General features: G+C 70.7%; 19 protein-coding genes. 2 read left to right on the forward strand and 17 right to left on the reverse strand.

The genetic code is table 11. From position 1 onward, the window contains the following. Window positions 1–5 precede the first annotated feature (5 nt). Genes ABD932_RS38950 through ABD932_RS38985 form a run of 8 tightly spaced genes read right to left on the reverse strand, consistent with a single transcriptional unit; the run spans window position 6 to window position 7,865 of the window. Window positions 6–848 carry an amidohydrolase family protein gene (locus tag ABD932_RS38950; RefSeq protein ID WP_345020538.1) on the reverse strand — a complete coding sequence of 281 codons (843 nt, stop codon included), beginning with the start codon at window positions 846–848 and terminating at the stop codon, window positions 6–8. Next, window positions 845–1,159 carry an L-rhamnose mutarotase gene (locus ABD932_RS38955; protein WP_345020540.1) on the reverse strand — a complete coding sequence of 105 codons (315 nt, stop codon included), beginning with the start codon at window positions 1,157–1,159 and terminating at the stop codon, window positions 845–847. The genes ABD932_RS38950 and ABD932_RS38955 overlap by 4 nt, the downstream gene beginning before the upstream one ends. Further along, the gene (locus tag ABD932_RS38960) at window positions 1,156–2,103 is read right to left on the reverse strand and encodes an aldo/keto reductase (protein ID WP_345020542.1); all 948 of its coding nucleotides are present in this window, start codon (window positions 2,101–2,103) and stop codon (window positions 1,156–1,158) included. Before ABD932_RS38960 ends, ABD932_RS38955 begins: the two co-directional genes overlap by 4 nt. Continuing rightward, window positions 2,100–2,855: an SDR family NAD(P)-dependent oxidoreductase gene (locus tag ABD932_RS38965; RefSeq protein WP_345020544.1), complete on the reverse strand. Its 756-nt coding sequence runs from the start codon at window positions 2,853–2,855 to the stop codon at window positions 2,100–2,102. The genes ABD932_RS38960 and ABD932_RS38965 overlap by 4 nt, the downstream gene beginning before the upstream one ends. Further along, complete coding sequence (locus tag ABD932_RS38970) at window positions 2,852–4,228, reverse strand: L-fuconate dehydratase (RefSeq protein ID WP_345020546.1); 1,377 nt, start codon at window positions 4,226–4,228, stop codon at window positions 2,852–2,854. Before ABD932_RS38970 ends, ABD932_RS38965 begins: the two co-directional genes overlap by 4 nt. A gap of 37 nt (window positions 4,229–4,265) precedes the next feature. Next, complete coding sequence (locus ABD932_RS38975) at window positions 4,266–5,291, reverse strand: ABC transporter permease (RefSeq protein ID WP_345020547.1); 1,026 nt, start codon at window positions 5,289–5,291, stop codon at window positions 4,266–4,268. After that, on the reverse strand, window positions 5,284–6,798 hold the full coding sequence (locus tag ABD932_RS38980; protein ID WP_345020549.1) for a sugar ABC transporter ATP-binding protein: 1,515 nt from the start codon (window positions 6,796–6,798) through the stop codon (window positions 5,284–5,286). Before ABD932_RS38980 ends, ABD932_RS38975 begins: the two co-directional genes overlap by 8 nt. Beyond that, window positions 6,795–7,865, reverse strand: coding sequence for a sugar ABC transporter substrate-binding protein (locus ABD932_RS38985; RefSeq protein ID WP_345020551.1), 1,071 nt, complete (start codon window positions 7,863–7,865; stop codon window positions 6,795–6,797). The genes ABD932_RS38980 and ABD932_RS38985 overlap by 4 nt, the downstream gene beginning before the upstream one ends. Before the next feature lie 196 nt (window positions 7,866–8,061). Between ABD932_RS38985 and ABD932_RS38990 the strand changes: the two genes are divergently transcribed. Continuing rightward, window positions 8,062–8,790: a FadR/GntR family transcriptional regulator gene (locus ABD932_RS38990; RefSeq protein ID WP_345020553.1), complete on the forward strand. Its 729-nt coding sequence runs from the start codon at window positions 8,062–8,064 to the stop codon at window positions 8,788–8,790. Between the two features lie 151 nt (window positions 8,791–8,941). Here the strand turns inward: ABD932_RS38990 and ABD932_RS38995 are convergent, their stop codons facing one another. The 7 genes from ABD932_RS38995 to ABD932_RS39025 all read right to left on the reverse strand — a co-directional run bounded on the left by ABD932_RS38995 (window position 8,942) and on the right by ABD932_RS39025 (window position 19,325). Beyond that, window positions 8,942–9,757: an N-acetylmuramoyl-L-alanine amidase gene (locus ABD932_RS38995; protein WP_345020556.1), complete on the reverse strand. Its 816-nt coding sequence runs from the start codon at window positions 9,755–9,757 to the stop codon at window positions 8,942–8,944. Between the two features lie 92 nt (window positions 9,758–9,849). Next, window positions 9,850–12,873, reverse strand: a complete 3,024-nt coding sequence (locus ABD932_RS39000) for an alpha-mannosidase (protein ID WP_345020558.1) — start codon at window positions 12,871–12,873, stop codon at window positions 9,850–9,852. A 47-nt stretch (window positions 12,874–12,920) separates the two neighbouring features. Further along, window positions 12,921–14,924 (reverse strand): endo-beta-N-acetylglucosaminidase, encoded by a 2,004-nt coding sequence (locus ABD932_RS39005; protein ID WP_345020561.1) that lies wholly within the window; start codon window positions 14,922–14,924, stop codon window positions 12,921–12,923. Then, window positions 14,921–16,177, reverse strand: a complete 1,257-nt coding sequence (locus ABD932_RS39010) for a glycoside hydrolase 5 family protein (RefSeq protein WP_345020564.1) — start codon at window positions 16,175–16,177, stop codon at window positions 14,921–14,923. The genes ABD932_RS39005 and ABD932_RS39010 overlap by 4 nt, the downstream gene beginning before the upstream one ends. Before the next feature lie 29 nt (window positions 16,178–16,206). Beyond that, window positions 16,207–17,115, reverse strand: a complete 909-nt coding sequence (locus ABD932_RS39015) for a carbohydrate ABC transporter permease (protein ID WP_345020566.1) — start codon at window positions 17,113–17,115, stop codon at window positions 16,207–16,209. Next, window positions 17,112–18,026, reverse strand: coding sequence for a carbohydrate ABC transporter permease (locus ABD932_RS39020; protein WP_345020568.1), 915 nt, complete (start codon window positions 18,024–18,026; stop codon window positions 17,112–17,114). The genes ABD932_RS39015 and ABD932_RS39020 overlap by 4 nt, the downstream gene beginning before the upstream one ends. Before the next feature lie 6 nt (window positions 18,027–18,032). Continuing rightward, window positions 18,033–19,325, reverse strand: a complete 1,293-nt coding sequence (locus tag ABD932_RS39025; RefSeq protein WP_345020571.1) for an ABC transporter substrate-binding protein — start codon at window positions 19,323–19,325, stop codon at window positions 18,033–18,035. A 207-nt stretch (window positions 19,326–19,532) separates the two neighbouring features. Between ABD932_RS39025 and ABD932_RS39030 the strand changes: the two genes are divergently transcribed. Then, the gene (locus ABD932_RS39030; RefSeq protein ID WP_345020574.1) at window positions 19,533–20,579 is read left to right on the forward strand and encodes a LacI family DNA-binding transcriptional regulator; all 1,047 of its coding nucleotides are present in this window, start codon (window positions 19,533–19,535) and stop codon (window positions 20,577–20,579) included. A gap of 54 nt (window positions 20,580–20,633) precedes the next feature. On the opposite strand, the gene ABD932_RS39035 is transcribed toward ABD932_RS39030, so the two are convergent. Further along, on the reverse strand, window positions 20,634–21,740 hold the full coding sequence (locus tag ABD932_RS39035) for a serine hydrolase domain-containing protein (protein WP_345020578.1): 1,107 nt from the start codon (window positions 21,738–21,740) through the stop codon (window positions 20,634–20,636). A 44-nt stretch (window positions 21,741–21,784) separates the two neighbouring features. Beyond that, on the reverse strand, window positions 21,785–23,338 hold the full coding sequence (locus ABD932_RS39040) for an alpha-L-fucosidase (protein WP_345020581.1): 1,554 nt from the start codon (window positions 23,336–23,338) through the stop codon (window positions 21,785–21,787).

Raw genomic sequence — 23,338 nt, forward strand, 5'->3', positions numbered from 1 at the left:
CGGGGTCAAAGGCCGTAGACGCGGGCCGCCGTGCCTTCGAAGATCTGTGCCCGTTCGGAGTCGGAGAGCGCGGCGGCCAACTCGTCCGCGGTGGACACCACTTGGCGGTAGGAGGCCGCCAGCGTGCACACCGGCCAGTCCGAGCCGAACATCATCCGATCCGGCCCGAAGGCGTCCAGCACCACGTCGGCGTACGGACGCAGGTCGTCCACGGTCCAGGAGGTGAGGTCGGCCTCGGTGACCATGCCGGAGAATTTGCAGACGGTGTTGGAGAGGGCGGCCAGGGAACGGACGGCGGTCTCCCAGGGTTCCCGCTCGCCGGAGGCGATGGGCGGTTTGCCCAGGTGGTCCAGGACGAAGGTCAGGTCGGCGTGGTCGGCGGCCGCCTTGACGCAGGCCGGCAGCTGGTGCGGCAGCACGAGCAGGTCGTAGCCCAACCCCGCCTCGGCCACGGCGGTCAGTCCTCGCCGTACGTCCGCACGCAGCAGCCACTCCGGGTCGGGCTCGCCCTGGACCTGGTGGCGGATGCCCTTCAGGTACCGGCCCCCGGGCAGCTCCCGCAGCCGGGCCAGTTCCTCGGCGGCGTCCGGGCGGGTGAGGTCGGTCCAGCCGACGACGCCCGCGATCAGCTCGTGCTCGGCGGCGAGGGCCAGGAACTCCGGGGTCTCCTCGGGCACGGTGATGGTCTGGACGAGGACCGTGCGGTCGACTCCGGCCGCCCGTGCCTCAAGGGTCAGGTCGGCGACGCCGAAGTTCCGGCGGAGCGGCTGGAGGTCGGGGCCGGTGATCCAGTCCTGGTCGCGGACGGAGAGGTCCCACACATGGTGATGGGCGTCCACGAGGGTCACGGCAGCTCCCACACGACGGGCAGCCCGGCGTCCGCGCCCTCGCCGGAGTAGTCGTGCACCACGTCGAGCAGCTCGGCCATGCGGGCCTGCCAGACCACGTTCACCGGCAGTTTCTCCAGCTCGGCGAGGAGGCGGCGGTAGTCCTCGCACTCCAGGACGTGGAAGAGGTCGGTGCCGCTGCGCCAGATCGTCCAGGAGGTCGCTCCGGCGGCCCGGATGGCGTCCGTGAGCTCCTTCGGAACCTCCCGGTGGGCGGCCTCGTACTCGGCGACGCGGTCCGCGCGGACCTTGGTGTGCAGGGCGACTCTCATGACGGCTCCTCGGTGACCAGGAGTCCGGTGTCCCGCAGCTCCTGCCAGAAGGCGGCGGGGACCGGTGTGGCGAACTGATCGGCGCAGTCGTGGACTTCAGCGGCCGAGCGGGCGCCCACCAGGACGCTCGTCACCGCCGGGTGGGCCGTGCAGAAGGCCAGCGCGGCGGCACGCAGGGTGATGCCGTGCCGCCGGGCGATCTCCTTCATGCGCAGGGCCTTGTCGAGCAACTCACCGGGCGCCTCGGCGTAGTTGTACGTCGCGCCCGGCTTCGGGTCCGCGAGCAGACCCGAGTTGAAGGCTCCGCCGATCACCACGGAGACGCCTCGCTCCACGGCCGCGGGCAGCAGTTCCGTGAGCGCGCTCTGGTCGAGCAGCGTGTAGCGGCCCGCGCACAGCACCACGTCGACGTCCGTGTCGCGGACGAAGCGGGTCAGCATCTCCGCCTGGTTCATGCCGGCGCCGATCGCGCCGACCACGCCCTCCGAGCGGAGCTTCTCCAGGGCCGGGTAGCCCTCCCGGAAGGCCTGCTCGGCGTGGTCGTCGGGGTCGTGGAGGTAGACGATGTCGACGTGGTCGAGGCCGAGCCGCTCCAGGCCGGCCTCCAGGGTGCGGCGGATGCCGTCCGCGGTGAAGTCCCACACGCGGCGGTGCGTGGCGGGCACGGCGAAACCGTGTCCCAGGTCGTCGCCGCCCTCGGCCTGTGGCTCCAGACGGCGGCCCACCTTGGTCGAGACCGTGTACTCCTCGCGCGGGTGCTCGCGCAGGGCCGCGCCGAGGCGGCGTTCGGACAGGCCGAGGCCGTAGTGGGGTGCGGTGTCGTAGTAGCGGATGCCGCGCTGCCAGGCGGCGGACACCGCCTCGTGCGCCTGCTCGTCGGTGACCTCGGTGTAGAGGTTGGCGATGGCGGCGGCTCCGAACCCGAGCCCACGGGGGATGCTCACTGGCTCACCGGCCGCAGACGCAGTCCCTGCATGCCGCCGTCGACGGCGAGGGCGGTGCCGGTCGTGGCGCCGGAGAGCGGGCTCGCCAAGTAGGCGATGGCGCCCGCGACTTCGGCGGCCGAGACGAGTCGTCCGGTGGGCTGGCGGGCCTCCAGGGCGGCGCGCTCTGCGGCCGGGTCCGGGGCGGAGTCGAGGAGGCGGCCGACCCAGGGTGTGTCCACGGTCCCCGGGTTGACGCAGTTGACGCGGATGCCCTCGCGGACGTGGTCGGCGGCCATGGCGAGGGTGAGCGAGTACACGGCGCCCTTGGTCGCGCTGTACAGCGCCCGCTGCGGGAGGCCGGCGGTGGCGGCGATGGAGCAGGTGTTGACGATGGCAGCGTGCGACGACTCGCGCAGATGGGGCAGGGCGGCGCGGGCGACGCGCACCATGCCGACGACGTTGACGTCCATGACCCGGTGCCACTCGGCGTCGTCGTTGTCCTCTACGGTGCCCTGGGCACCGATGCCGGCGTTGTTGATCACGACGTCCAGTCCGCCGAGGTCGGCCACGGCGGCGGCCACCGCCGCACGGACGGAGGCGTCGTCGGTGACGTCGGCCCGGTGCCCGAGCAGCGGCTTCTCCACCGACGACGGATCCAGATCCAGTACGGCGACCAGGGCGCCGTGCTCGGCCAGCAGCTCGGCGGTGGCCCGGCCGATCCCGGAGGCGCCGCCGGTCACCAGAGCCTTGAGGCCTTCGAAGTCGCTCATGCCGCGTGCCCCTTCTTCTGCGTCTTCGTCTGCGTCGTCTTCTGCGTCTGGAGGTCGGCGGCCCAGAAGTCGCCGCCGGGGAAGGTGTACCGCGCGATCGACTCGGGCCGCATGGCGGCCGAGAAGCCCGGCGCGGTGGGTGCCGTGTAGTGACCTTCCCTGATCACCACCGGGTCGAGGAAGTGGTCGTGCAGATGGTCGACGTACTCGATGACGCGGTCCTCGGTGGTTCCGGTGACGGCGACGTAGTCGTACATCGACAGGTGCTGGACGAGCTCGCACAGTCCGACGCCGCCCGCGTGCGGGCAGACCGGGACGCCGAACTTGGCGGCGAGCAGCAGGATGGCGAGGTTCTCGTTGACGCCGCCGACGCGGGCCGCGTCGATCTGGAGGACGTCGAGGGCGCCGGCCTGGAGGAGCTGCTTGAAGACGACCCGGTTCTGCACGTGCTCGCCGGTGGCCACCCTGACCGGGGCGACGGCCTCGCGGACGGCCGCGTGGCCGAGGACGTCGTCGGGGCTGGTGGGCTCCTCGATCCAGTACGGGTCGAACTCGGCGAGGGCCTTGGTCCAGCGGATCGCCTCGGCCACGTCCCAGCGCTGGTTGGCGTCGATCGCCATGCGGATGTCCGGCCCGACAACCGAGCGGGCGACGCGGCAGCGCCGTACGTCGTCCTCCAGGTCGGCGCCGACCTTCAGCTTGATCTGCCGGAAGCCGTCGGCGACGGCCTCGGCGGCGAGCCGGGTGAGCTTGTCGTCGTCGTAGCCGAGCCAGCCCGCGGAGGTGGTGTAGGCGGGGTAGCCGCGCTCCAGGAGCCGGGCGACGCGCTCCTGCGAACCCTCCCGGCCCCGGCGCAGGATGGCCAGCGCCTCCTCGGGCGTGAGGGCGTCGGTGAGGTACCGGAAGTCGATCTGGCGGACGATCCACTCGGGGTCGGCATCGGCCAGCAGCTGCCACAGGGGCTTCTCGGCACGTTTGGCCGCCAGGTCCCACACGGCGTTCATGACGGCACCGATCGCCATGTGCATCACGCCCTTCTCGGGGCCGAGCCAGCGCAGCTGGCTGTCGCCGATCAGGTCGCGGTTGAGGGTCCCCGGGTCGGCGCACAGCTCGTCCACGGACCGGCCGACGACATGCCCGCGCAGCGCCTCGATCGCGGCGACCTGGACCTCGTTGCCCCGCCCGATGGTGAAGGTGAACCCGTGCCCCTCCAACCCGTCCGACGCGTCGGTGCGCAGCACGACGTACGCCGCCGAGTAGTCGGGGTCGGGGTTCATCGCGTCGGAGCCGTCGAGCTCGCGCGAGGTGGGGAAGCGGATGTCGTAGGTGTCGAGCGTGGTGACGCGGACGGGGGGGCCGGGGGTCGGGGACACTGAGGGCCTTTCGGTCGGTGGCGGGGAAGGCGTGCGGTCAGTCCTGGGCACGGCCCGTGGTGACGCGGGCGATCATGAGGGCCACCAGGATGATTCCGCCGTAGATGGCCTGGATCCAGAACGACGGGACCTGGGCGAGGGTGAGCAGGTTCTGGACGACGCCCAGAAGGAGTACGCCGGTCAGGGCGCCGAACATGGTGCCCTTGCCGCCGTCCAGGCTGATGCCGCCGATCACCGCGGCCGCGAACACGGTGAAGATCATGTTGTTGCCCTGGTTGGCGCTGATCGCCCCGACGTAGCCGGTCTGGATGATGCCGCCGACGGCCGCGAGGGTGCCCGCGACGACGAACACGCCGAGCATCACGCGTTCGACCCGGATTCCGGCCGCGCGGGCGGCGTCCGCGTTCCCGCCGATGGCGTACAGCGCTCGTCCGATGCGGTGGTACTTCAGCACGAACCCGGCGGTCGCGAAGGCCGCCGCCGCGAGCCACACCGACATCGGGATGCCGAGGAAGGTCGTGGTGGCGAGGGAGTAGAAGCTGTCGGGCATCCCGAACAGCGTCTTGCCCTTGGTCGCGCCGACCAGCAGACCGCGCAGGACGATCAGCATCGCGAGCGTCACGATGAAGGCGTTGAGCTTGAACTTCACTACGAGGATGCCGTTGAAGGCCCCGACGGCCGCGCCGGCCACGAGGATCGCCAGCAGGGCGAGGGCGGCGGGGAGTTCGGTGCCCCAGCCGGAGCTGGCGGCGGGCAGGACGAGGAGTGCGCCGATGGCGGGCGCGATACCGACGACCGACTCCAGGGACAGGTCGAACTTGCCGGTGATCAGGACCAGCGACTCGGCCAGCACGACCATCGCCAGCGCGGCGGAGGCCCCGAGGATCGAGATCAGGTTGCGCTCGGTGAGGAACGAGTCGTTCACGACCGCGCCGAGCACCATGAGGAGCAACAGGGCGGGTACCAGGGCGAGTTCGCGGGCACGGCGGAGCAGGACCGTCCTGGCGGCACGGGCGTCCGGCACCTTCACGGGCAGGGCAGGTGGGGCCTTGGTGTCAGCCATGGTCGTCCACTCCTTCGATGGAGGCGATCAGCTCGTGGTCGCGCCAGCCCGCCGGGTGCTCGGCGACGACATGGCCGTGGAACAGGACGAGGACTCGGTCGCAGCGGCGCAGGTCGTCGAGTTCGTCGGAGACGACCAGCACGGCGATGCCGTCCTCGCGGGCGCTGTCCACGCGCGCCAGCAGGGACTCCTTGGACTTCACGTCGACGCCCGCGGTGGGGTTGATCAGCACGAGCAGCCGGGGGTCGGAGGCCAGCGCGCGGGCCATGACGACTTTCTGCGCGTTGCCGCCGGACAGGTCGGAGACGGGCTGGTCGGGGCCCTCGGTGTGGATGTCGAGGCGTTCGATGAGGGCGGTGGCGAAGCCGCGCTTGCGTTCGGTGCCGACGAAGCCGAAGCGGCCGAGCCGTTCGAGCACGCTCATGGTGGCGTTGTCGCCGATGGTCATGCCGGCGACCAGGCCCTGTTCGTGCCGGTCGCGCGGCACACAGGCGACGCCCGCCTCGAGGGCGGCCCGCACCTCGCCGAACGGCAGCCGCTCACCGCCGAGTCGAGCGGTCCCGCCCGTCGGGGTGTGCAGCCCCGCGAGGGACTCGGCGAGCTCCACCTTGCCGCTGCCGCTGATGCCGGCGAGTCCGACGACCTCGCCGCGGCGCACGGTGAGGTCGATGTTCTGGTACGCCGGTGAGGTGAGCCCGCGGGCTTCGAGGAGGGCGGGGGCGTCGTGGTCGACGTCCCTGGGGTCGACGGCCTGCTCGGCGATGGCTTCGAGTGACTCCCCCGCCATGGCCTCCACCAGCGCCCGGCGCGGGAGTTCGGCGACCGGCGCGGTGGTGATCCAGCGGGCGTCGCGCAGGACCGTGACGGTCTGGCAGACCTCGTACACCTCCTGGAGGTGGTGCGAGATGAACAGGAAGGTGACGCCGGAGTCCTGCAGCGCCCGCATCCGTGTGAACAGCCGCTCGATCTCGCGGTTGTCGAGCTGGGCGGTCGGCTCGTCGAGGATGATGAAGCGGGCGCCGAAGCTCAACGCCCGTGCGATCTCCACCATTTGGCGGTCCTCGACCTTGAGGTCGGCGGTGCGCGCCTCGGGGTCGACGTGCACGTCCCAGGTGGCGAGGAGCTCGGCGGCCTCGGACCGCAGCTTGCGCCAGCTGATGAAGCCGCGCTGGAGCGGCTGTCGGTTGATGAAGAGGTTCTCGGCGACCGTCAGCTCCGGGACGACCGTGGGCTTCTGGTAGACGCAGGCCACCTTGCGGCGCCAGGCGTCACGGTCGGCCAGTGGCGGCGCGGGTTCGCCGTCGAAGCGGACGGCGCCCTCGTCGGCGGCCTGGAGTCCGGTGAGGATGTTGACCAGGGTCGACTTGCCGGCGCCGTTGCGGCCGACGAGGGCGTGGGACTCGCCGGGCAGGACGGTGAGCCTGCCGTCGGCGAGGGCGGTGGTGGGGCCGTAGCGCTTGACGATGTCCCGCGCTTCGACGAGCGGTGTGATCACGGCCGTATTCATTTGACCGTGTTGCCCCAGAGCTTGGGGTCGTCGACGTTGTCCTTGGTGACCAGCGGGGCGGGCAGCTGGTCCTCCAGGATGCCGCTGGGCAGCTTGACGATGGTCGAGTCGTGGTCGGTGGGGCCGGGCTTGAAGGTCTTCCCCTCCATCGCCGCCTTGATGTAGTACATGCCGTACTTGGCGTACAGGTCCGCGGGCTGGGAGACGGTCGCGTCGATCTCGCCCTTGCGGATGGCGTCGTACTCCTGCGGGATGCCGTCGTTGGAGACGATCGTGATGTGCCCGTCCTGCCCGGCCTTCTTCAGCATGCCCTTCGACTTCAGGGTCTGGAGGGTCGGCGCGAGGTAGACGCCGCCGGCCTGCATGTAGATGCCCTTGATGTCGGGGTTGGCGTTCAGGAGGGTGTCCAGCTTGGAGGCCGCGGTGTCGGACTCCCACTTGGCCGGTATCTCCAGGACCTTCAGCTTGGGGAAGTTCTTCTTCACGCAGGCCCGGAACGCCTCGGAGCGGTCACGGCCGTTGACCGAGGCCAGGTCGCCCATGATCTGCACGACCTTGCCGGAGGGGATCTGCTCGCCGAGGTACTGACAGGCCTTCTCGCCGTACGCGACGTTGTTGGCGCGCACCACCATCGCGACCTTGCCCTTGTCCGGCGCCACGTCGACCGCGACGACCGGCACGCCCTTGCGCTCGGCCTGGTCGAGGCCTGCCTCGATGGCCGCGCTGTCCAGCGGGGCGACGACCAGGCCCTTCACGCCCTGGTTGAGCTGGTTGTTGATGTCGGTGATCTGCTGGGAGGGGTCACTGTTGGAGTTGACCGTCTTGAGCGTGTCGACGCCTTCCGACTCGGCCATCTTCGGCACGTAGTCGTTGTACGACTGCCAGAACGGCGAGGTCAGCAGGGGCAGGATCACCCCGACCTGCCCGCTGCCGCCGCCTTCGGCGCCGGCGGCGCCGGTGTCCTTGGTGCTGCCGCACGCGGCGAGTACGAGCGAGGCGCCGGCGACCGCGCACACCGCCCTCACCATCCGTGACCTGTTCTGCTTCCGCGCTGTAGTGCCGGGCATCTGGCGGCTCCTCGTTGAGCGTGTTCGAGCACATGGTTCGAGCAGATGCCCGCATATTTATCAGACCACTTCGGCGAAACAACACCCTTCGGAGGCAGTTTTTCGCCGTATCCAGCCGTAGTGGTCGGACCAACCTGGTGATTACACTGCCGGTCACGAGGCGCCCGCAGGCACCTCGGGCGACGGGAGGAACGGCGTGGACGAGACAGCCCCCCAGAAGGGCACCGTCGAGACGGCCCCGCAGAAGGGCACCGTGACGCAGCGCGCCATCGAGGCGGTCAAGGCGATGATCGCGGAGGGCCGGCTGGAGCCCGGCCAGCGACTGCCGACCGAGCGCGATCTGGCGGCCCGGCTCGGCATCTCCCGCAGCTCGATGCGCGAGGCGATCCGCGCGCTCACGGTGCTGGGGGTGCTGGAGGCCCGGCACGGTTCGGGCATCTACGTCACCCAGCTGGAGGCCGGCGATCTGCTGGAGACGTTCGGCGTGGTGGCCGATCTCTCCCGGGGCCCTCGTCTGGTGGAACTGCTGGAGGTGCGGCGCATCCTGGAGTCGACGGCGACGGCCCTCGCGGCGGCGCGGATCACGCCGGACCAGCTCGCGGAGGTCGAGAAACACCTCACGGCGATGAACGCCACGGACGACCCCGAGGAGATCCTCGCCCACGACCTGGCCTTCCACCGCGAGATCGCGGCCGCCGCCGGCAACGAGACCATGGCCGCGATCCTGGAGGGCCTGTCTTCGCGCACGTTCCGCGCCCGCGTCTGGCGCGGCTACCAGGAGGAGGGCGCCTTCGCCCGCACCCGCCGCGAGCACGCCGCGATCCATCGCGCCCTGGTCGCCCACGATCCGGAGGCGGCACGGGCGGCGGCTGCCGCGCATGTGGGCGAGGTGGAGGAGTGGCTGCGGACGCAGCTCGGCGGCTGACCGGCGTCCGAACACGGACGGGCCGTTCCCCTCACCTCCCGTGCGAGGGGAACGGCCCGTCTCAGGACTGCGGCTCTCCGGTTTCCCGGCCGCTCTGCGGGTTCCCTGCCGCTCTACGGGTTCCCTACTGCTCTACGGGTTCCCTGCCGCTCTACGGCTTCACATCGAAGCCGTGCTCCTGTCCGAGCTTCTCCAGTGACGTCTGCCCCGGAATGCCGTTGGCGTCGTCACCCGTGTAACCGCAGCGGCGCTGCCACGCGGCGTACGCCTTGACGGTCGTCGTGCCGAAGTGGCCGTCGGCGTACTTCGATTCGAGGAGTCCCTCGGCGACGAGCGCCTTCTCCACGGTCTTCACGCCGGCGTACGACACGGGCGTGCCCGACTTGGCCGGGTCGTGCGCGGCCGCGGCAACCACCTTGGACACGTCGATGACCGGGCGCGGGCCGGGAACGGGCGTCGAACCACCGGGTCTCGGGGCGCCCTTCTTCACCCACGCGTACAGGTGCTCGCCCGGGCACGCCGTGGCGAGGCCGTCCCGGTGCCCCTTGATCTCGTTGCCGGCCCCGTGGCGGCGCAGCAGCTCGATGCCGTCGCGGATCGCGCTCAGCATCGCGTCCGTCGGCTTGGTGAGCCCCTTGTCGCCGACCAGGCCGACGATCGCGTAGTGGGCGCGGTTGAGAACCTTGTTGCCGTTCGCCCCGGTGCGCTTGCCAAGCCCCCGGCCTTCCAGGAGGTAACCGTGCGGGCAGGCGCCGTAGTTGTAGGCGATGTCCGAGTAGTTCTCCTCCTCGTTCGCCAGATGGGACTTCCTGATCGACTTCCACTCGGCGATGCAGAGGTCGTGGTCTTCGAGGAGTTTGGCGCTGACCGTCGTGCCTTCGTAGTGGACCTTGACGCCCTTGGTCGACGTCTGCGGGTCTGCGGCGGATGCGGGCCAGCCGAGCTGGGCGCGTGTGACGAGCTTCAAGTCTGCCTCCAGGAAGCGCTTTCGTAACGCCAATCCCGATGATTGTGAGGCCAGTTGCCCTCCGATTCACGACGACGCGCCGCCGTTGGCCGTCAGTGGCTCCGGGCCCGCCGCAGCCTCAGCGTCACCAGCTCGAAGGGCCTTAGGTGCAGGGCGACTTGACGGCCGTCGCGGGACGGCGTCTCGGGCAGCGGGCGCTCCAGCAGGTCCGTCGCCGTGACGTCCGCGACCTCGAAGTCCGCCGCCAGCGTGGCCCGTACCCGGCCGCCGTGGGCCTCGTGCAGGCGCACCACCACATCCCCGCTTCCGTCGTCGGCCAGCTTGACGGCCGTGATCACGACCGCGTCCCGGTCCACCGTCACCAGCGGCGCCACCTCCCGGGCACCGGTGATCCGCCGCTCCGGCAGATTGATCCGCCAGCCCTCACGCACCGCGTCCCCGATGCCCGCGCCCGGCACCAGAGCGTGCCGGAAGCGGTGGACGCCCTGGTCGGTCTCGGGGTCGGGGAAACGCGGGGCACGCAGGAGGGAGACCCGGACCGTGGTGGTCGTACCGCGGTCGCCGTCGGTGCGCACCGTGCGGGTCACGTCGTGGCCGTACGTGGAGTCGTTGACGACGGCGACGCCCCAGCCCGGCTCCTCCAGGTGCACGAAGCGGTGGTTGCAGGCCTCGAACTTGGCCGCCTCCCAGCTGGTGTTGGTGTGCGTGGGGCGGTGGAAGTGCCCGAACTGGGTCTCCGAGGCGTACCGTTCCGCGTGCACGTCGAGCGGGAAGGCGAGCTTCAGGAACTTCTCCGTCTCGTGCCAGTCGACCTCCGTGTCGATCAGCAGCCGCCGGTCCCCCGGCGCGAGCGACAGCCGTTGGGTGACGCGCGAGGTGCCGAAGGACCGGACGATCCGCACCGAGGTCTCGTCGTCACCGGGGGCGATCTCATCGACGTCGGTCAGGTCGGTGACCGTGTGGCGGTAGAACTCGTCGACGTCCCAGGCGTCCCACATGTTGGGGAAGTCGGGGTGCAGTTGGAGGATGTTCGCGGTCCGGTGCGGGGCGATCGTCTCGCGGTCGCCCTCGATGTCGTACGCCGACACGACCAGGCCCTGCCCGTCGATCTCGATACGCAGCAGGCCGTTGTCGAGGACGAAGCCGCCGCCCGGGCGTTCCGTGCGTGCCGTCCGGCCTTCGGTCACCGGGGTGCGCGCACCGCCCGCCGGTACGCCCTCGCGGGGGTGCGGGGCGGCGTTGAAGACGAGCTCGGTCCCGCCCTCGCCCGCCAGGGCGCGCTGGGCCGACTCGATGATCGCGGTCAGTTCACCGGCGAGGCGCTCGTACGTCGCGCGCGCCTCCCGGTGCACCCAGGCGATGGACGAGCCGGGCAGGATGTCGTGGAACTGGTGCAGCAGCACCGTCTTCCAGATGCGGTCCAACTCCTCGTAGGGATACGGGAAGCCGGTGCGTACGGATGCCGTCGCCGCCCACAGTTCCGCCTCGCGCAGGAGGTGTTCGCTGCGTCGGTTGCCCTGCTTGGTCTTCGCCTGGCTGGTGAGGGTGGCGCGGTGGAGTTCGAGGTAGAGCTCGCCCACCCAGACCGGCGCGTCGGGGTACTCGGCCTCGGCCTTCTGGAAGAACTCCTCCGGGGTCTCCCAGACGACGGTGGCGGAGCCTTCGAGGTCGCGCAGCCGGGCCGCCTTGGCGATCATCTCCCGGGTGGTGCCGCCGCCTCCGTCGCCCCAGCCGGTGGGCGCGAGGGAGTGCCGGGCGAGTCCCTTGTCCTTGAAGTTGCGGGCCGCGTGGGCGATCTCGCTGCCCTTCATGGAGCAGTTGTAGGTGTCGACGGGCGGGAAGTGCGTGAAGATCCTGGTGCCGTCGATGCCCTCCCACTGGAAGGTGTGGTGCGGGAACCGGTTGGTCTGGGACCAGGAGATCTTCTGCGTCAGCAGCCACTTGGAGCCCGCGGCCTTGATGATCTGGGGCAGACCGGCGGCGAAGCCGAAGGTGTCGGGCAGCCAAGCCTCGTCGTTCTCGATGCCGAACTCGTCGAGGAAGAACCGCTTGCCGTGCACGAACTGCCGTGCCATGGCCTCCGAGCCCGGCATGTTGGTGTCCGACTCCACCCACATCCCGCCGGCCGGCACGAACCGCCCTTCGGCCACCGCCTTCTTCACCCGCGCCCACACCTCGGGCCGGTGCTCCTTCACCCACGCCCACTGCTGGGCCTGCGACATGGCGAACACGAACTCGGGCTCGTCCTCGATGAGCGCTGTCATGTTGGCGGTCGTGCGGGCCACCTTGCGCACGGTCTCGCGCAGCGGCCACAGCCACGCCGAGTCGATGTGGGCGTGGCCGACGGCGCTGATGCGGTGGGCGGACGGGACGGCGGGCTCGGACAGCACCGTCTCCAGCCGTACCCGAGCCTGCGCCGCCGTGCCGTTCACGTCCTGCAGGTCGATCGCGTCCAGCGCCTTCTCCACCGCCCGCAGGAGCTCCCAGCGTCGCGCCGACTCCACCGGCAGCTCGGCCATCAGCTCGCCGAGCACCTCCAGGTCGAGCACGAGCTGCCACACCGTCTCGTCGAAGACGGCCAGGTCCATGCGCGTGAGCGTGTACTGAGGTGCGCTTCCGGCGGTCTCCTTGTCGCCCAACTGCGTGGGCAGGAAGGGGTGGTAGTCGAGGATGACGGGGTTGGAGGCGGCCTCGATGTGCAGCCGCACTTCCTCGCCGCCCTCCACGGGCGCGCCGACGCGCACCCACTGGTTGCGCGGGTTGAGGCCCTTCACCGGCGTGCCGTCGGGCCGGTACACCAGGCCCTCGCACTGGAAGCCGGGCATGTTCTCGTCGAACCCGAGGTCGAGGAGTGCCTCGACGGCCCTCCCGGCCCACGCCTCGGGCACGGTCCCGGTGACCCGAAACCAGCTGGTGCCCCAGGGAGCACCCCAGCGGGCGCCCACCTCGATCGGCTCGGGTTCGGCCGCGAGTCCCTCGGCGACGGGCACCGGCTCGCCGGGCGCATGCCACACCGCCACCTCCAGCGGCACGGACTCGGGGTACACGGCGGGGCGGATGCGCTCGTCGAGGACGCGCTTGAGGCGGGCTTCGACCAGGCTGCGGTCGTCATGCATGCGGGGTGCTCCGTAGGTCGTCGGGGCGGGTGGTTACCAGCGGGTCGTTACCAGGGGTGGGTGACGGTCGCGGGGGCCGACGTGGTGTACAGCTCCCCTACGGCGCGCAGTTCGAACCGTGCCTCCTGTTCGCCCTGTTCGGGGCCCAGTCCGCCGACGAAGAACGCGCGCTGACAGGTGCCGCCGAGGAAGCGCCGGGTGCCGTCGGGGAGGAGGCGGTGGAGGGTGTGGTGGCGTACGGCGCCGGGGGCGGGAGACCAGGCGAAGCGCAGGTCGCCGTCGCTCGCGCCGGTGATCCGGAGTGCGGTGGGCGCGGCGGGCGTCTCCGGTGCGTCGCGGACCGCGATGCCGCCCAGCCGCCATGTCACCGGCCCGTCGGTCGCGGTGAGCCGGACACCGATCGCGTGTGCGGTGCCGGTCAGGCCGGTGAGCCGTACGGTCGAGGTCTGCCAGGTGCTGCCCGAGTCGACAGGGAAATATGTGTACGGCGGTGTCGCACCCGGTGCGCTCGGCTCGGCGGTGGCCACCGCCAGCTCGACGGTCACGTTGCCCGCTTCGGTCCGGTGCGTCAGCTCGACGACCGTGTCACCGGTGAGCGGCAGCCGTGTCGCGTACACGTCCACCACCGCGGGCGTGTCCAGGTCACCGTCGACGAGCACACTGCTGCCGCCGCGCCAGGCGTCCTCGAAGTCGAAGGTCACAGCGGGCCGCTGCCCGTCGGTGTGCACGACCCAGCGCCGGGACGGCAGCCGGTCCTGCAGTCCCAGGTGGTTCCACGGGGCGTCCGAGGTCACTTCGCCGTCCTCGTACCACCGCAGCCCGTGCCCGGTGTTGAACACGCTCGCGAACGGCACCGATGCGACCGTCGACCGGTCGGCGACCGACACGGCCGGCGATCGCCAGCTGTCCGCGCCGTCAGGCCGCGACGGATCCAGTGACCGCCCGGTCCAGAACCGGTCGTCGGCGACATGGAACTCCCCCGGGCCCCGTCCGTCCGCCGGAAGGTGATTCCGCGTCCACTCGGGCCGATAGAAGCCGACCGACACGACGTGCGCCTTGTCGCGCGGCACGATCGCGTCCCAGTTCACGGACGAGTTCCAGCCGTTCGCCTCGACATCGACGCCCGCCCACAACTCGTACCGGCCGCGGCCCAGTTGGTCGGCCCGCTGCCCCGACGACGTCAGCTTGGCCGCCGTCCAGCGGAAGTCGACGAACATGGAGTCGGCGGCCTGGAAGAACGCCTCGTTCTGGGAGTTGAGCGCCCCCTGCCAGCTCACGGACCCGTTCACGGTCATCGAGTCGTACCAGGTGACCCGCTGCCCCTTGGCCTTCGCGCGTGTCTTCAGCTCGCGCATGAAGCCGAGCATGTCCGCGCCCAGCGCCGCGTTCCCGCCGCTCGTCTCGGCGTTGACGAACCACCCGTCGAAGCCGTAGGCCTCCGCGACCGCGACCAGCCGTTCGGCCAGCGGATACCGCCCGACCGCGTCCTTCTGCACCAGGTCACGCGTCCACTGCAACTGCCCGCCGTAGGCGACGGGCGGCAGGAAGATGTTGCCGAGGACCGGCACGCCGTGACGGTGGGCGGCGTCCACGATCGGGGCGTTCGGCGCCAGGATCAGCCCCTCGCCGGAGGAGCCGCCCCAGAACACCAGCTCGTCGATGTACGCCCAGTGCGTGAGGGCGTAGTAGTCGGCGGTGGCCGAGCCCTGGGAGGGGTTGGAGGCGGTGGGCCCGAAGGACACCAGGGACTGGATGCGGGCCTGACCTGCGCGGGCGGTCGTGTTCGCCGGCGTCGGAGTGAAGCGCGGGGCGAGCGGGACGGTCGCCGCGTTGAAGGCGAGGTCCGCGTCGTCGGCCGGGCGCCAGGACTTCAGGCTGCGCCAGGTGATGCCGGTGCCGGGGGTGCCGGAGGGCAGCGAGTCCGGGTACCAGTAGGAGGCGTACGGCTGGAGGGCGGCGGCCTTCGGATGCGGAGTCGCCGAGGCCGGAAGCGAGGGGAGCAGTGCGGCCGTGGCGCCGGCGATGAGGACGGTGCGTCTGGTGGGGTTCACGAGCGAGTGCCTCCTGGTGGGGTGGGGAGTACCTGATCGGAGGTGACGACTTCGGTGATGCCGCGCGCGGCGAGGTGATCGGCGTCCGCGGCGCGCTCGTCGAGGACGGTGGTGGGGCGGGCGCCGTCGGCGACCAGCCGGAAGAAGGCGTCGTAGACCGGGCCGCCCGGGGCGCACAGCGAACGCCTCGACGGGTGGGCGGGGACGACCAGCGCCGTGGTGCGGGGTGCCGGGGCGTATGTGTGCTCGCCGGCCGCCTTCGCCAGCGCCCGCGCGATGTCCTTGGGCCGGCGGTCGTTGGTCAGCAGGCCCAGCCCGTACTCGAGAGAGGGGAAGTCGGCGAGGTCCCGGGACACGTCATGGGAGCACCACCAGGTGATGCCCCACAGGTCGGGACAGTCCAGCGCGTTCGCGACGGTCGCCTCGGTGAAGGCGGCCGCGTGCTCGGGCGGGACGAGGGGCGCGGGCGCGCCGACCTCCTGGAGCCAGACGGGCCGGTTCGGGTCGTCGGCCCAGGCCTTGCTCAGCTCGATCAGGTACGCGGCGTGGTGCTCGGCCGGCACCGAGGTACGGCCGTGCCGCTGGGCGGTGCCGTTGAACACCCAGGAGTGCACGGCCGTGACGGCACCCATGCGTGCGGCCTGCGCCGGGGTGAACGGCTGGTCGTCCTGGTACCAGGTCGCGTCGTACTCGGCGTGCAGGTGCAGCCTGCCGGGGGCGCCCTCCTCACAGGCGGCGAGCAGACGCACGAGCCAGGCGTCGATCTGGTCGGACGTGGCCCGGTCGGGGTCCGGGTGGGGTCCCGCGGAGAACTGGTTGACCTCGTTGCCGAGGGTCATGCCGAGGAAGTTGGGCCGGTCGGCGAGGGCCTGGGCCAGCGTCCGCAGATAGGCTGCCTGGCCCTCGACGACCTCCGGGTCGGTGAAGAGGTTGCGCCGGTGCCAGGTCCGCGTCCAGGCCGGCACGAAGTCGAAACTGCTCAAGTGCCCTTGCAGACCGTCGACGTTGACGTCGAGACCCAGCTCGGCGGCGGCGTCGACGAGTCGCACGAGATCCGCGACCGCCCGCTCACGGATCAACGTCCGGTTGGGCTGGAAGTACGGCCACAGCGGGAACACCCGGATGTGGTCGAGGCCGAGCGCGGCGACGGAGTCGAGGTCGGCGCGCACGGAGTCGAGGTCGAAGTCGAGCCAGTGGTGGAACCACCCGACGCTCGGGGTGTAGTTGACGCCGAAACGCACGGCAGAAGGCATTCGATGTCCTTGCACTCGGTGGGGGAGGTTCAGCCCTTCACCGCGCCCTCGCCGACACCGCGGAAGAAGTACCGCTGGAGGCAGGCGAAGAGGGCGATCAGCGGCGCGACGGCGATGATCGTGCCCGCGGCGACGAGGCGTTCGTCGTTGGCGAAGGTGCCGTGCAGATAGTTGAGGCCGATGGTCAGCGTGAACCTGGACGGGTCGCTCAGCACGATGAGCGGCCAAAGGAAGTCGTCCCAGGCGCCCATGAAGGCGAAGATCGCGACGACGGCGAGGGTCCCCTTCACGGACGGCACCGCGATGCGCAGGAACCGCTGCCAGACGTTGGCGCCGTCGACGTAGGCCGCCTCCTCGATCTCGTACGGCAGATTGAGGAAGGCGTTGCGCATCAGCAGGACGTTCATCGCACCGATGCAGCCGGGCAGCACCACGCCGATCAGGGTGTTGTTGAGGCCGAGCTCCCGCATGGTCGTGAACTGGGCGATGATGATGCCCTCCACGGGCACGAGCATCGCCAGGATGAAGGCGAGGGTGGCGGCGCGACGGCCCCGGTAGCGCAGCCGGGCGAGGGCGTAGCCCGCGAGTGCCGCACCGACGCAGTTGGTCACGACGTTGGCGGTGGCGACCTTCAGCGAGTTGAGGGCGTAGTCCCAGACGGGGATGGTCTCGGCGACCCGCTCGTAGTTGTGCACGGTGGGTTCGCTCGGCAGGAACTTCGGCGGGGAGCTGAAGATGTCCTCGGTGGGGCCCTTGAGCGAGGTCGACAGCTGCCAGACGAACGGGCCGACGGTGAGGGCGAGTACGGCGAGCAGGAGCAGGTAGCGCAGGACGAGCTCCCACACTCGTATCCGACGGCCGTGTTCGTCGGTGACGCGGGGTTCGCGAGCGGTCGCCGGCTTCGAAGCGGCGGGCCGCACCTTCTCCAGCACGCTCATGACTCGTCCCTCCGGTCGGCGCGCAGCACGAGCAGCATCAGGGCGACGGTGACGACGAAGACGACGACCGAGATGGCCGAGGCGTAGCCGACGCGGCCGGTCAGGCCGGTGCCGGTGCGCTGGACGAGCATGACGAGGGTGGTGTCCTCGCCCGCCGGTCCGCCGCTCGGGCCGGCCATCAGGTACACCTCGGAGAACACCTTGAAGGCGGCGACCGAGGAGAGCGCCCCGACCAGGACCATCGTCGAGCGGACGGCGGGCACGGTGACCGTGAGGAAGCGACGGACCGCGCCCGCGCCGTCCACGGCCGCCGCCTCGTGCAGTTCGCGGGGCACGTTGGCGAGCGCCGCCAGATAAATGATCATGTAGTAGCCGAGGCCCTTCCAGACCGTCACGGCCATGGCGCTCAGCAGGAGCAGCCACTGGTCGCTGAGGAAGCCGACGCGGCCGACCCCGATCGTCTCGAGGAGCGAGTTCACCAGGCCGCGCTCGTCGAGCAGCCACACCCAGATAAGGCCGACCACGACGATCGAGGCGACGACCGGGGTGTAGAAGGCGGACCGGAAGAAGGTGATACCGGGGATGTTCTTCTGCACGAGCAGCGCGAGCAGCAGGGGCAGGACGACGAGGGCGGGGACCACACCGATGACGTAGAGCGTGCTGTTGCGCAGGCCGATCCAGAACATCTCGTCGTTCAGCAGCTCGCGGAAGTTGGCGAGGCCCACGAACTCGCCCGGGATCAGCGTGCGACGGTCGGTGAAGGCGTTGACCAGGGTGGAGACGAACGGGTAGAGAATGAAGGCGCCGATGATCAACAGGCCCGGGGCGGCGAACAGCCAGGGGCTGGTGGGCAGTTGGCGCCGCACCCGCAGTGCCGGACGTCGGACCCGGGAGACGGTGGAGCCGGCCATCGCGCGCTATCCCTGCTGCTGAAGGAGCCGATTGCAGGCCTCGACAGCGTTGTCAAGAGCTTGCTTCGGACTCTCCTTGCCCTGCAACGCCTTGGCGACCTCGTTGCGCAGCTCGGTCTTCATCTGCTCGCTGAACAGCACGGGTGTGTAGTTGACGGCGCTCTTCAGCGACTTGGCGGCAGCGATCCGCACGCGCGTCTCGTCGGTGCCGTCCTCCTTGGTGAAGTACGGGTCGTCGAGGGATCCGGCGGTGCTGGGGAAGATGGCGACCTGCTTGGCGAACGACATCTGGCGCTCGGCGTCGGTGACGAAGTGGGCGAAGGCGACGGCGGCGGGCGTGCGCTTGGTCTGCGCGTTGACCATCACGCCCATCACGTACATGTTGACGTGACCGGTGCTGGTGATCTGATCGGTGATCCCGATGTTCTTGTACAGGTTCGGCGCCTGCTTCTTGAAGTTGCCGAGGTCCAGCGCGCTGCCGGGGTTCATGGCGACGGCCTCGGTGAGGAACTTCTTGCCGGACGACTCGGGGGTGGCGGTGAGCGCCTGCGGGTCGAGGGCTTTCGCGTCGTACAACTCCTTGTATTTGCCGAGGAGTTCGACCCCCTTTGCGTCATTGAAGGTGAAGGCGGTGCCCTCCTTGTTCATGAGCTCGACGCCGTAGCGGCCGAAGTCCTCGATGGTGGGCACGTTGGCGAGGGTGGCGACCTTGCCGTCGGTCTCCTTCGCCATCTTCAGGGCGGCGGAGAAGACCTCGTCGTACGTCTTCGGCGGCTGGGCCGGGTCGAGGCCGGCCTCCTTGAAGAGCGACTTGTTGTAGAAGAGCGGACCGGTGTTGAGGTACCAGGGGAAGGCGTACGTGCCCGTCGTGCCCGGTATTCGATGACTGGCCCAGGCCCCTTCCAGGTACTCCTTCTTGTACTGCCCGGCCGCCTTGTCGAGGTCGAGCGCGAGGCCCGCCTTGGCCAGCGGGGCGACCAGGTCGGGCGAGACGTTGACGACGTCCGGGAGCGTGCCGCCGGCCGCGTCCGCGCTGATCTTGTCGGCGTAGCCCTCGGCGGGCTGGTCGATCCACTTCACGTCGGTGCCCGGGTACTTCTTCTCGAAGTCCGCGATCACGCCCTCGAAGTAGTCCTTGAAGTTGGCGCGCAGGTTCCAGGTCTGGAAGGTGATGTCGCCCTCGACCTTGCCGGAGGCGTCGGCCGTGCCGCCGTCGCCCCCTCCCGAGCCGCAGGCGCTGAGCGGCAGGACGACACAGACGGCGAATGCGGCGGCGAGGGCTCTACGGGAAACAGGCACGGCGAACCGGCCTCCTTTGCGGGCGAGTTGGCGAACGAGGCAGACCCTGCACGCCGATCCGGCAGCCCGTCAATGACTCTCGCAGAGCTAATTTCTTTAGTGACTAATACGCATTAGGATCACCGAGCTGAACCGCATTAGGCCCCCGAACCTGAACCGCATTAGTGCATACTGCTCCGGAATGTGTCGCCGGAATGGGGAATCACCATGTCAGGCAAGCGGTCACCGGCCCGTCGGCCGACGATGAAGGACATCGCGCGGCACGCGGGGGTCTCCCAGAGCGCGGTCTCCTTCGCGCTGAACGGCCGGCCCGGCGTGTCGGAGGACACCCGTGACCGGGTGCGGCGGGTCGCCGAGGAGCTGGGCTGGCGGCCCAGTACGGCGGCGCGCGCCCTGTCCGGGGAGGGCGCGGCGACGGTCGGCTTCGTGCTGGCGCGTCCGGCCGACACGCTGGGTGTGGACTCCTTCTTCCTGCAACTGGTCTCGGGCATCCAGGAGGTGCTGGCCGAGCGTCATCTCGGCCTGCTGTTCCAGGTGGTGGAGGACATCGCCGACGAGTGCGCGGTGTACCGGCGGTGGTGGGCCGAGCACCGTGTGGACGGCGTCCTGGTCGTCGACCCGCGCACCGACGATCCCCGCCCCGACCTCCTCGACGAACTCGGCCTGCCCGCCGTGGTCATCGGCGGCGCACCCGACGACCGCCACCCCGGCCTGTCGACCGTCTGGGCGGACGACGCGGGCGCGATGGCCTCGGTCGTGGACGGCCTGTACGCCCTCGGCCATCGCCGGATCGTGCACATCGCCGGTCTGCCGGGGCTCGCCCACACCGAGCGCCGCATCCGCACGCTGCGCGCGGAGGCCGGGCGCCGTGGCCTGTCCGAGGTGAAGTCGGTGACCACCGACTACTCCGACGCCGAGGGCGCGGCAGTGACCCGCCGGGTCCTGGAGGGCCCCACTCCCCCGACCGCGCTGATCTACGACAACGACGTGATGGCCGTCGCCGGCGCCGCGACCGCGGCCGAACTCGGCTTCTCGGTACCTGCGGACGTGTCGGTGGTGTCCTGGGAGGACTCGGCGCTGTGCCGCATCGTCAAGCCGTGGCTGTCGGCGCTGTCCCGGGACAGCGTGGAGTTCGGGCGCACGGCGGCGCGGGAACTGACCGCGCTGCTGGACGGGGGGTCGGCGCGGGCGGTGCGGGTGCCGGTGCCGCGGTTGCTCGAGCGGGGCAGCACGGGGGTGGCCCGGGGCGCGTGACGGCCTCGTGTCGGCCGTGACCGCCTCGGGCCTCCCTCCCACCCACCGAACGGCTCAGACGCGCAGCCCCTGAAGCCCTTCGTAAGCGGCCGTCACGATCTCCATGCCCCGGGTGTCCTCCGCGGGCTCGCGCATCTGGTTCGTCACGTACGCCACGACCAACCGGCTGTCGGGCTCGATCATCACCAGGGATCCGCCCCAGCCGCCCCAGCCGTACGTGGTGCCGAACCGTCCGTACCCCAGGCCCCAGCTCATCGGCATGCCCAGCACCCGGTCGTCGCCGGTGAACTGCTCCTCCCACGCGCGGTCACAGCCGGCCCTGGACAGCAGTCGTACTCCTCGCGCCTCTCCCCCGCAGGCGAGCAGGGACTGCACCAGGGCCACCGAACGGGCGTTGCCGTATCCGCTCGCCGCGGGAATCTGCGCGCGACGCCAGGCCAGGCCGTTGCCGTCCCGGACGCGTACGCCGTTGCCCGCCTCGGAGCCCTCGGGGTTGCCGGGCGCGCTCGCCGCGTAGTCCTCGCCGTGGCCCTTCGGCGGGATCGTGCGCGCGACCCGCTGGTCGTGTTCGGCGGCCAGCCCGACGTGGAAGTCGGCGCCCAGCGGCCCGGCCACTTCCTCGGCGAGGAACTCGCCCACGCTGCGGCCGGTGATGCGCCGCACGACCTCGCCGACCAGGAATCCCTGGGTCAGCGAGTGGTATCCGGCCGCGGTGCCCGGCTCCCACCGAGGCGCCCGGGCGGCGAGCCGTGCCGTGGCGGACTGCCAGTCGTAGAGATCCTCGACCGAGCCGTCCCAGTCGGGCAGCCCTGCGGTGTGCGCGAGCAGATGCCGTACCAGCACCTTCTCCTTGCCCGCCGCGCCGAACTCCGGCCAGTACCGGGAGACGGGCGCGGAGAGATCGAGTGCGCCCCGATCGGCCAGGACGAGGGCGCACAGTGCCGTCATCGTCTTGGTCACGGACCAGACGTTGACGATGGTGTCGCGCTCCCACGGAACGGTGCGCTCGGCGTCCGCGAACCCGCCCCAGACGTCCACGACCGGCTCGCCGTCCACGAACACCGCGACGGAGCCGCCCGCGTCCCCCGCGTCCAGCATGGCGGCGAGCGCGTTCGGGACGGCGAGGAACAGGTTGTCGTACGAACCCTGGATGTCGGCCATGTGCCCCATCCAGCCCGTGCCGCACCGCCCCGGTCAACCGAATTTCAGACCCGCGACCGGTACAGCCCGAACTCCACGAGCCGCACCGCGGCACGCGAACCGGTCACCCGAACCCGCCACCGACGCGCCCGCACCGGCGCCGCCAGCAGCAGGATCCGGCTCGCGCCGATCGTCCCGGCCCGGGTCACCTCCGTCCAGGCGCCGTCGCGCTGCGCCTCGACGACGAAGCTCTCCACCTGCTGGCCGAGGCTGATGTCCTCGGCCAGCCGGATCCGGTCCACCTCCCGCTCCCGGCCGAGGTCGACGGTGACACGGCCCGGCGCGGCGGTCGTCCGCGCGTCGCGCGCCAGGTCCTCCGGGAGTTCGCGGTCCACGCGCTCGCGGAACTCCCGCAGCCGTGCCACGTCGGCGGCGGGCAGCAGGCCGTCGGTGTCCGGTGGGATGTTGAGCAGCAGCACCGAGTTGCGGCCCACGGACCGGAAGTAGATGTCCGTCAACTGCTCGACGCTCTTGGGCTGTTGGTCGGCGTGGTAGAACCATCCGTCCCGGATGGACACGTCGCACTCGGCCGGCCACCACTGCAGGTAGTCGGCCACCGGCCGGGCCTTGACGAGCGCGTCGCGGCTGCCCATGTCGGGGGCGTCGTACGCGAGGGCGTAGTCGGTCCGGCCGTAGTCCTTCTCCTGCACCGGTACGACGCTCCACTCGTCCTCCCGGGCCAGCCCGCCCTCGTTGCCGACCCAGCGCACGTCCGGCCCGGAGACGGCGACGGTCGCGTCGGGGGCGAGCGCACGCACCAGCGCGTACCAGCTGTCCCAGTCGTACTTCTCCACCTTGTCCGGCGGGATGCGGCCCTGCGCGCCGTCGAACCACACCTCGTCGACCGGCCCGTACTCGGTGAGGACCTCGTAGAGCTGGTTGAGCATGTGGGCGCCGTAGTCGGTGGCCGGGAGGGTGTACGACCGTGGGGGTGTGCGGTCGTCGCCCGCGACGGGTGTGGGGATCGTGTGGTCGGCGCGGGCGCTGCCGTTGGCGTAGACGCCGTGGAGGTACTGGTTCTCGTCGGCGGGTGAGATGTAGACGCCGACCTTGATGCCGTACCGGCGCATCGAGTCGGCGAAGGAACGCAGGACGTCGCCCCGGCCGTCGCGCCAACTGCTCGATGCCACCGAGTGGTTGGTGTAGCGGGACTGGTAGAGCACGAAGCCGTCGTGGTGCTTGACGGTGAGGATGGCCAGCTTGAAGCCGCCGTCGCGCAGGGCGCGGGCCCACTGGTCGGTGTCGAGGCCGGTCGGCTGGAACACGTCCGGGTCCTCGTCTCCCGTGCCCCATTCCAGGCCGGTGAACGTGTTCACGCCGAAGTGCAGGAAGGCGGTCCGCTCCAGGCGCTGCCAGGCGATCTGGCGGGCGGTGGGGCGGATCTGGGAGGCCTTGCGGACCAGGTCGGCCTCGGTGTCGTCGGGGCTGACGGGGATGCGGTACTGGGGGTCGTTCGAGGTGTGCGAGGCGGCGGTGGGTGCCGCGAGGGCGGGTCTGGTGACGCCGGTCGCGGCGAGGACGGCGGCTGTCGCGACGAAGACGCGTCGGGAAACGGCCAT

The sequence above is a fragment of the Streptomyces shaanxiensis genome (assembly GCF_039537145.1).
In the GTDB taxonomy this organism is placed as follows: domain Bacteria; phylum Actinomycetota; class Actinomycetes; order Streptomycetales; family Streptomycetaceae; genus Streptomyces; species Streptomyces shaanxiensis.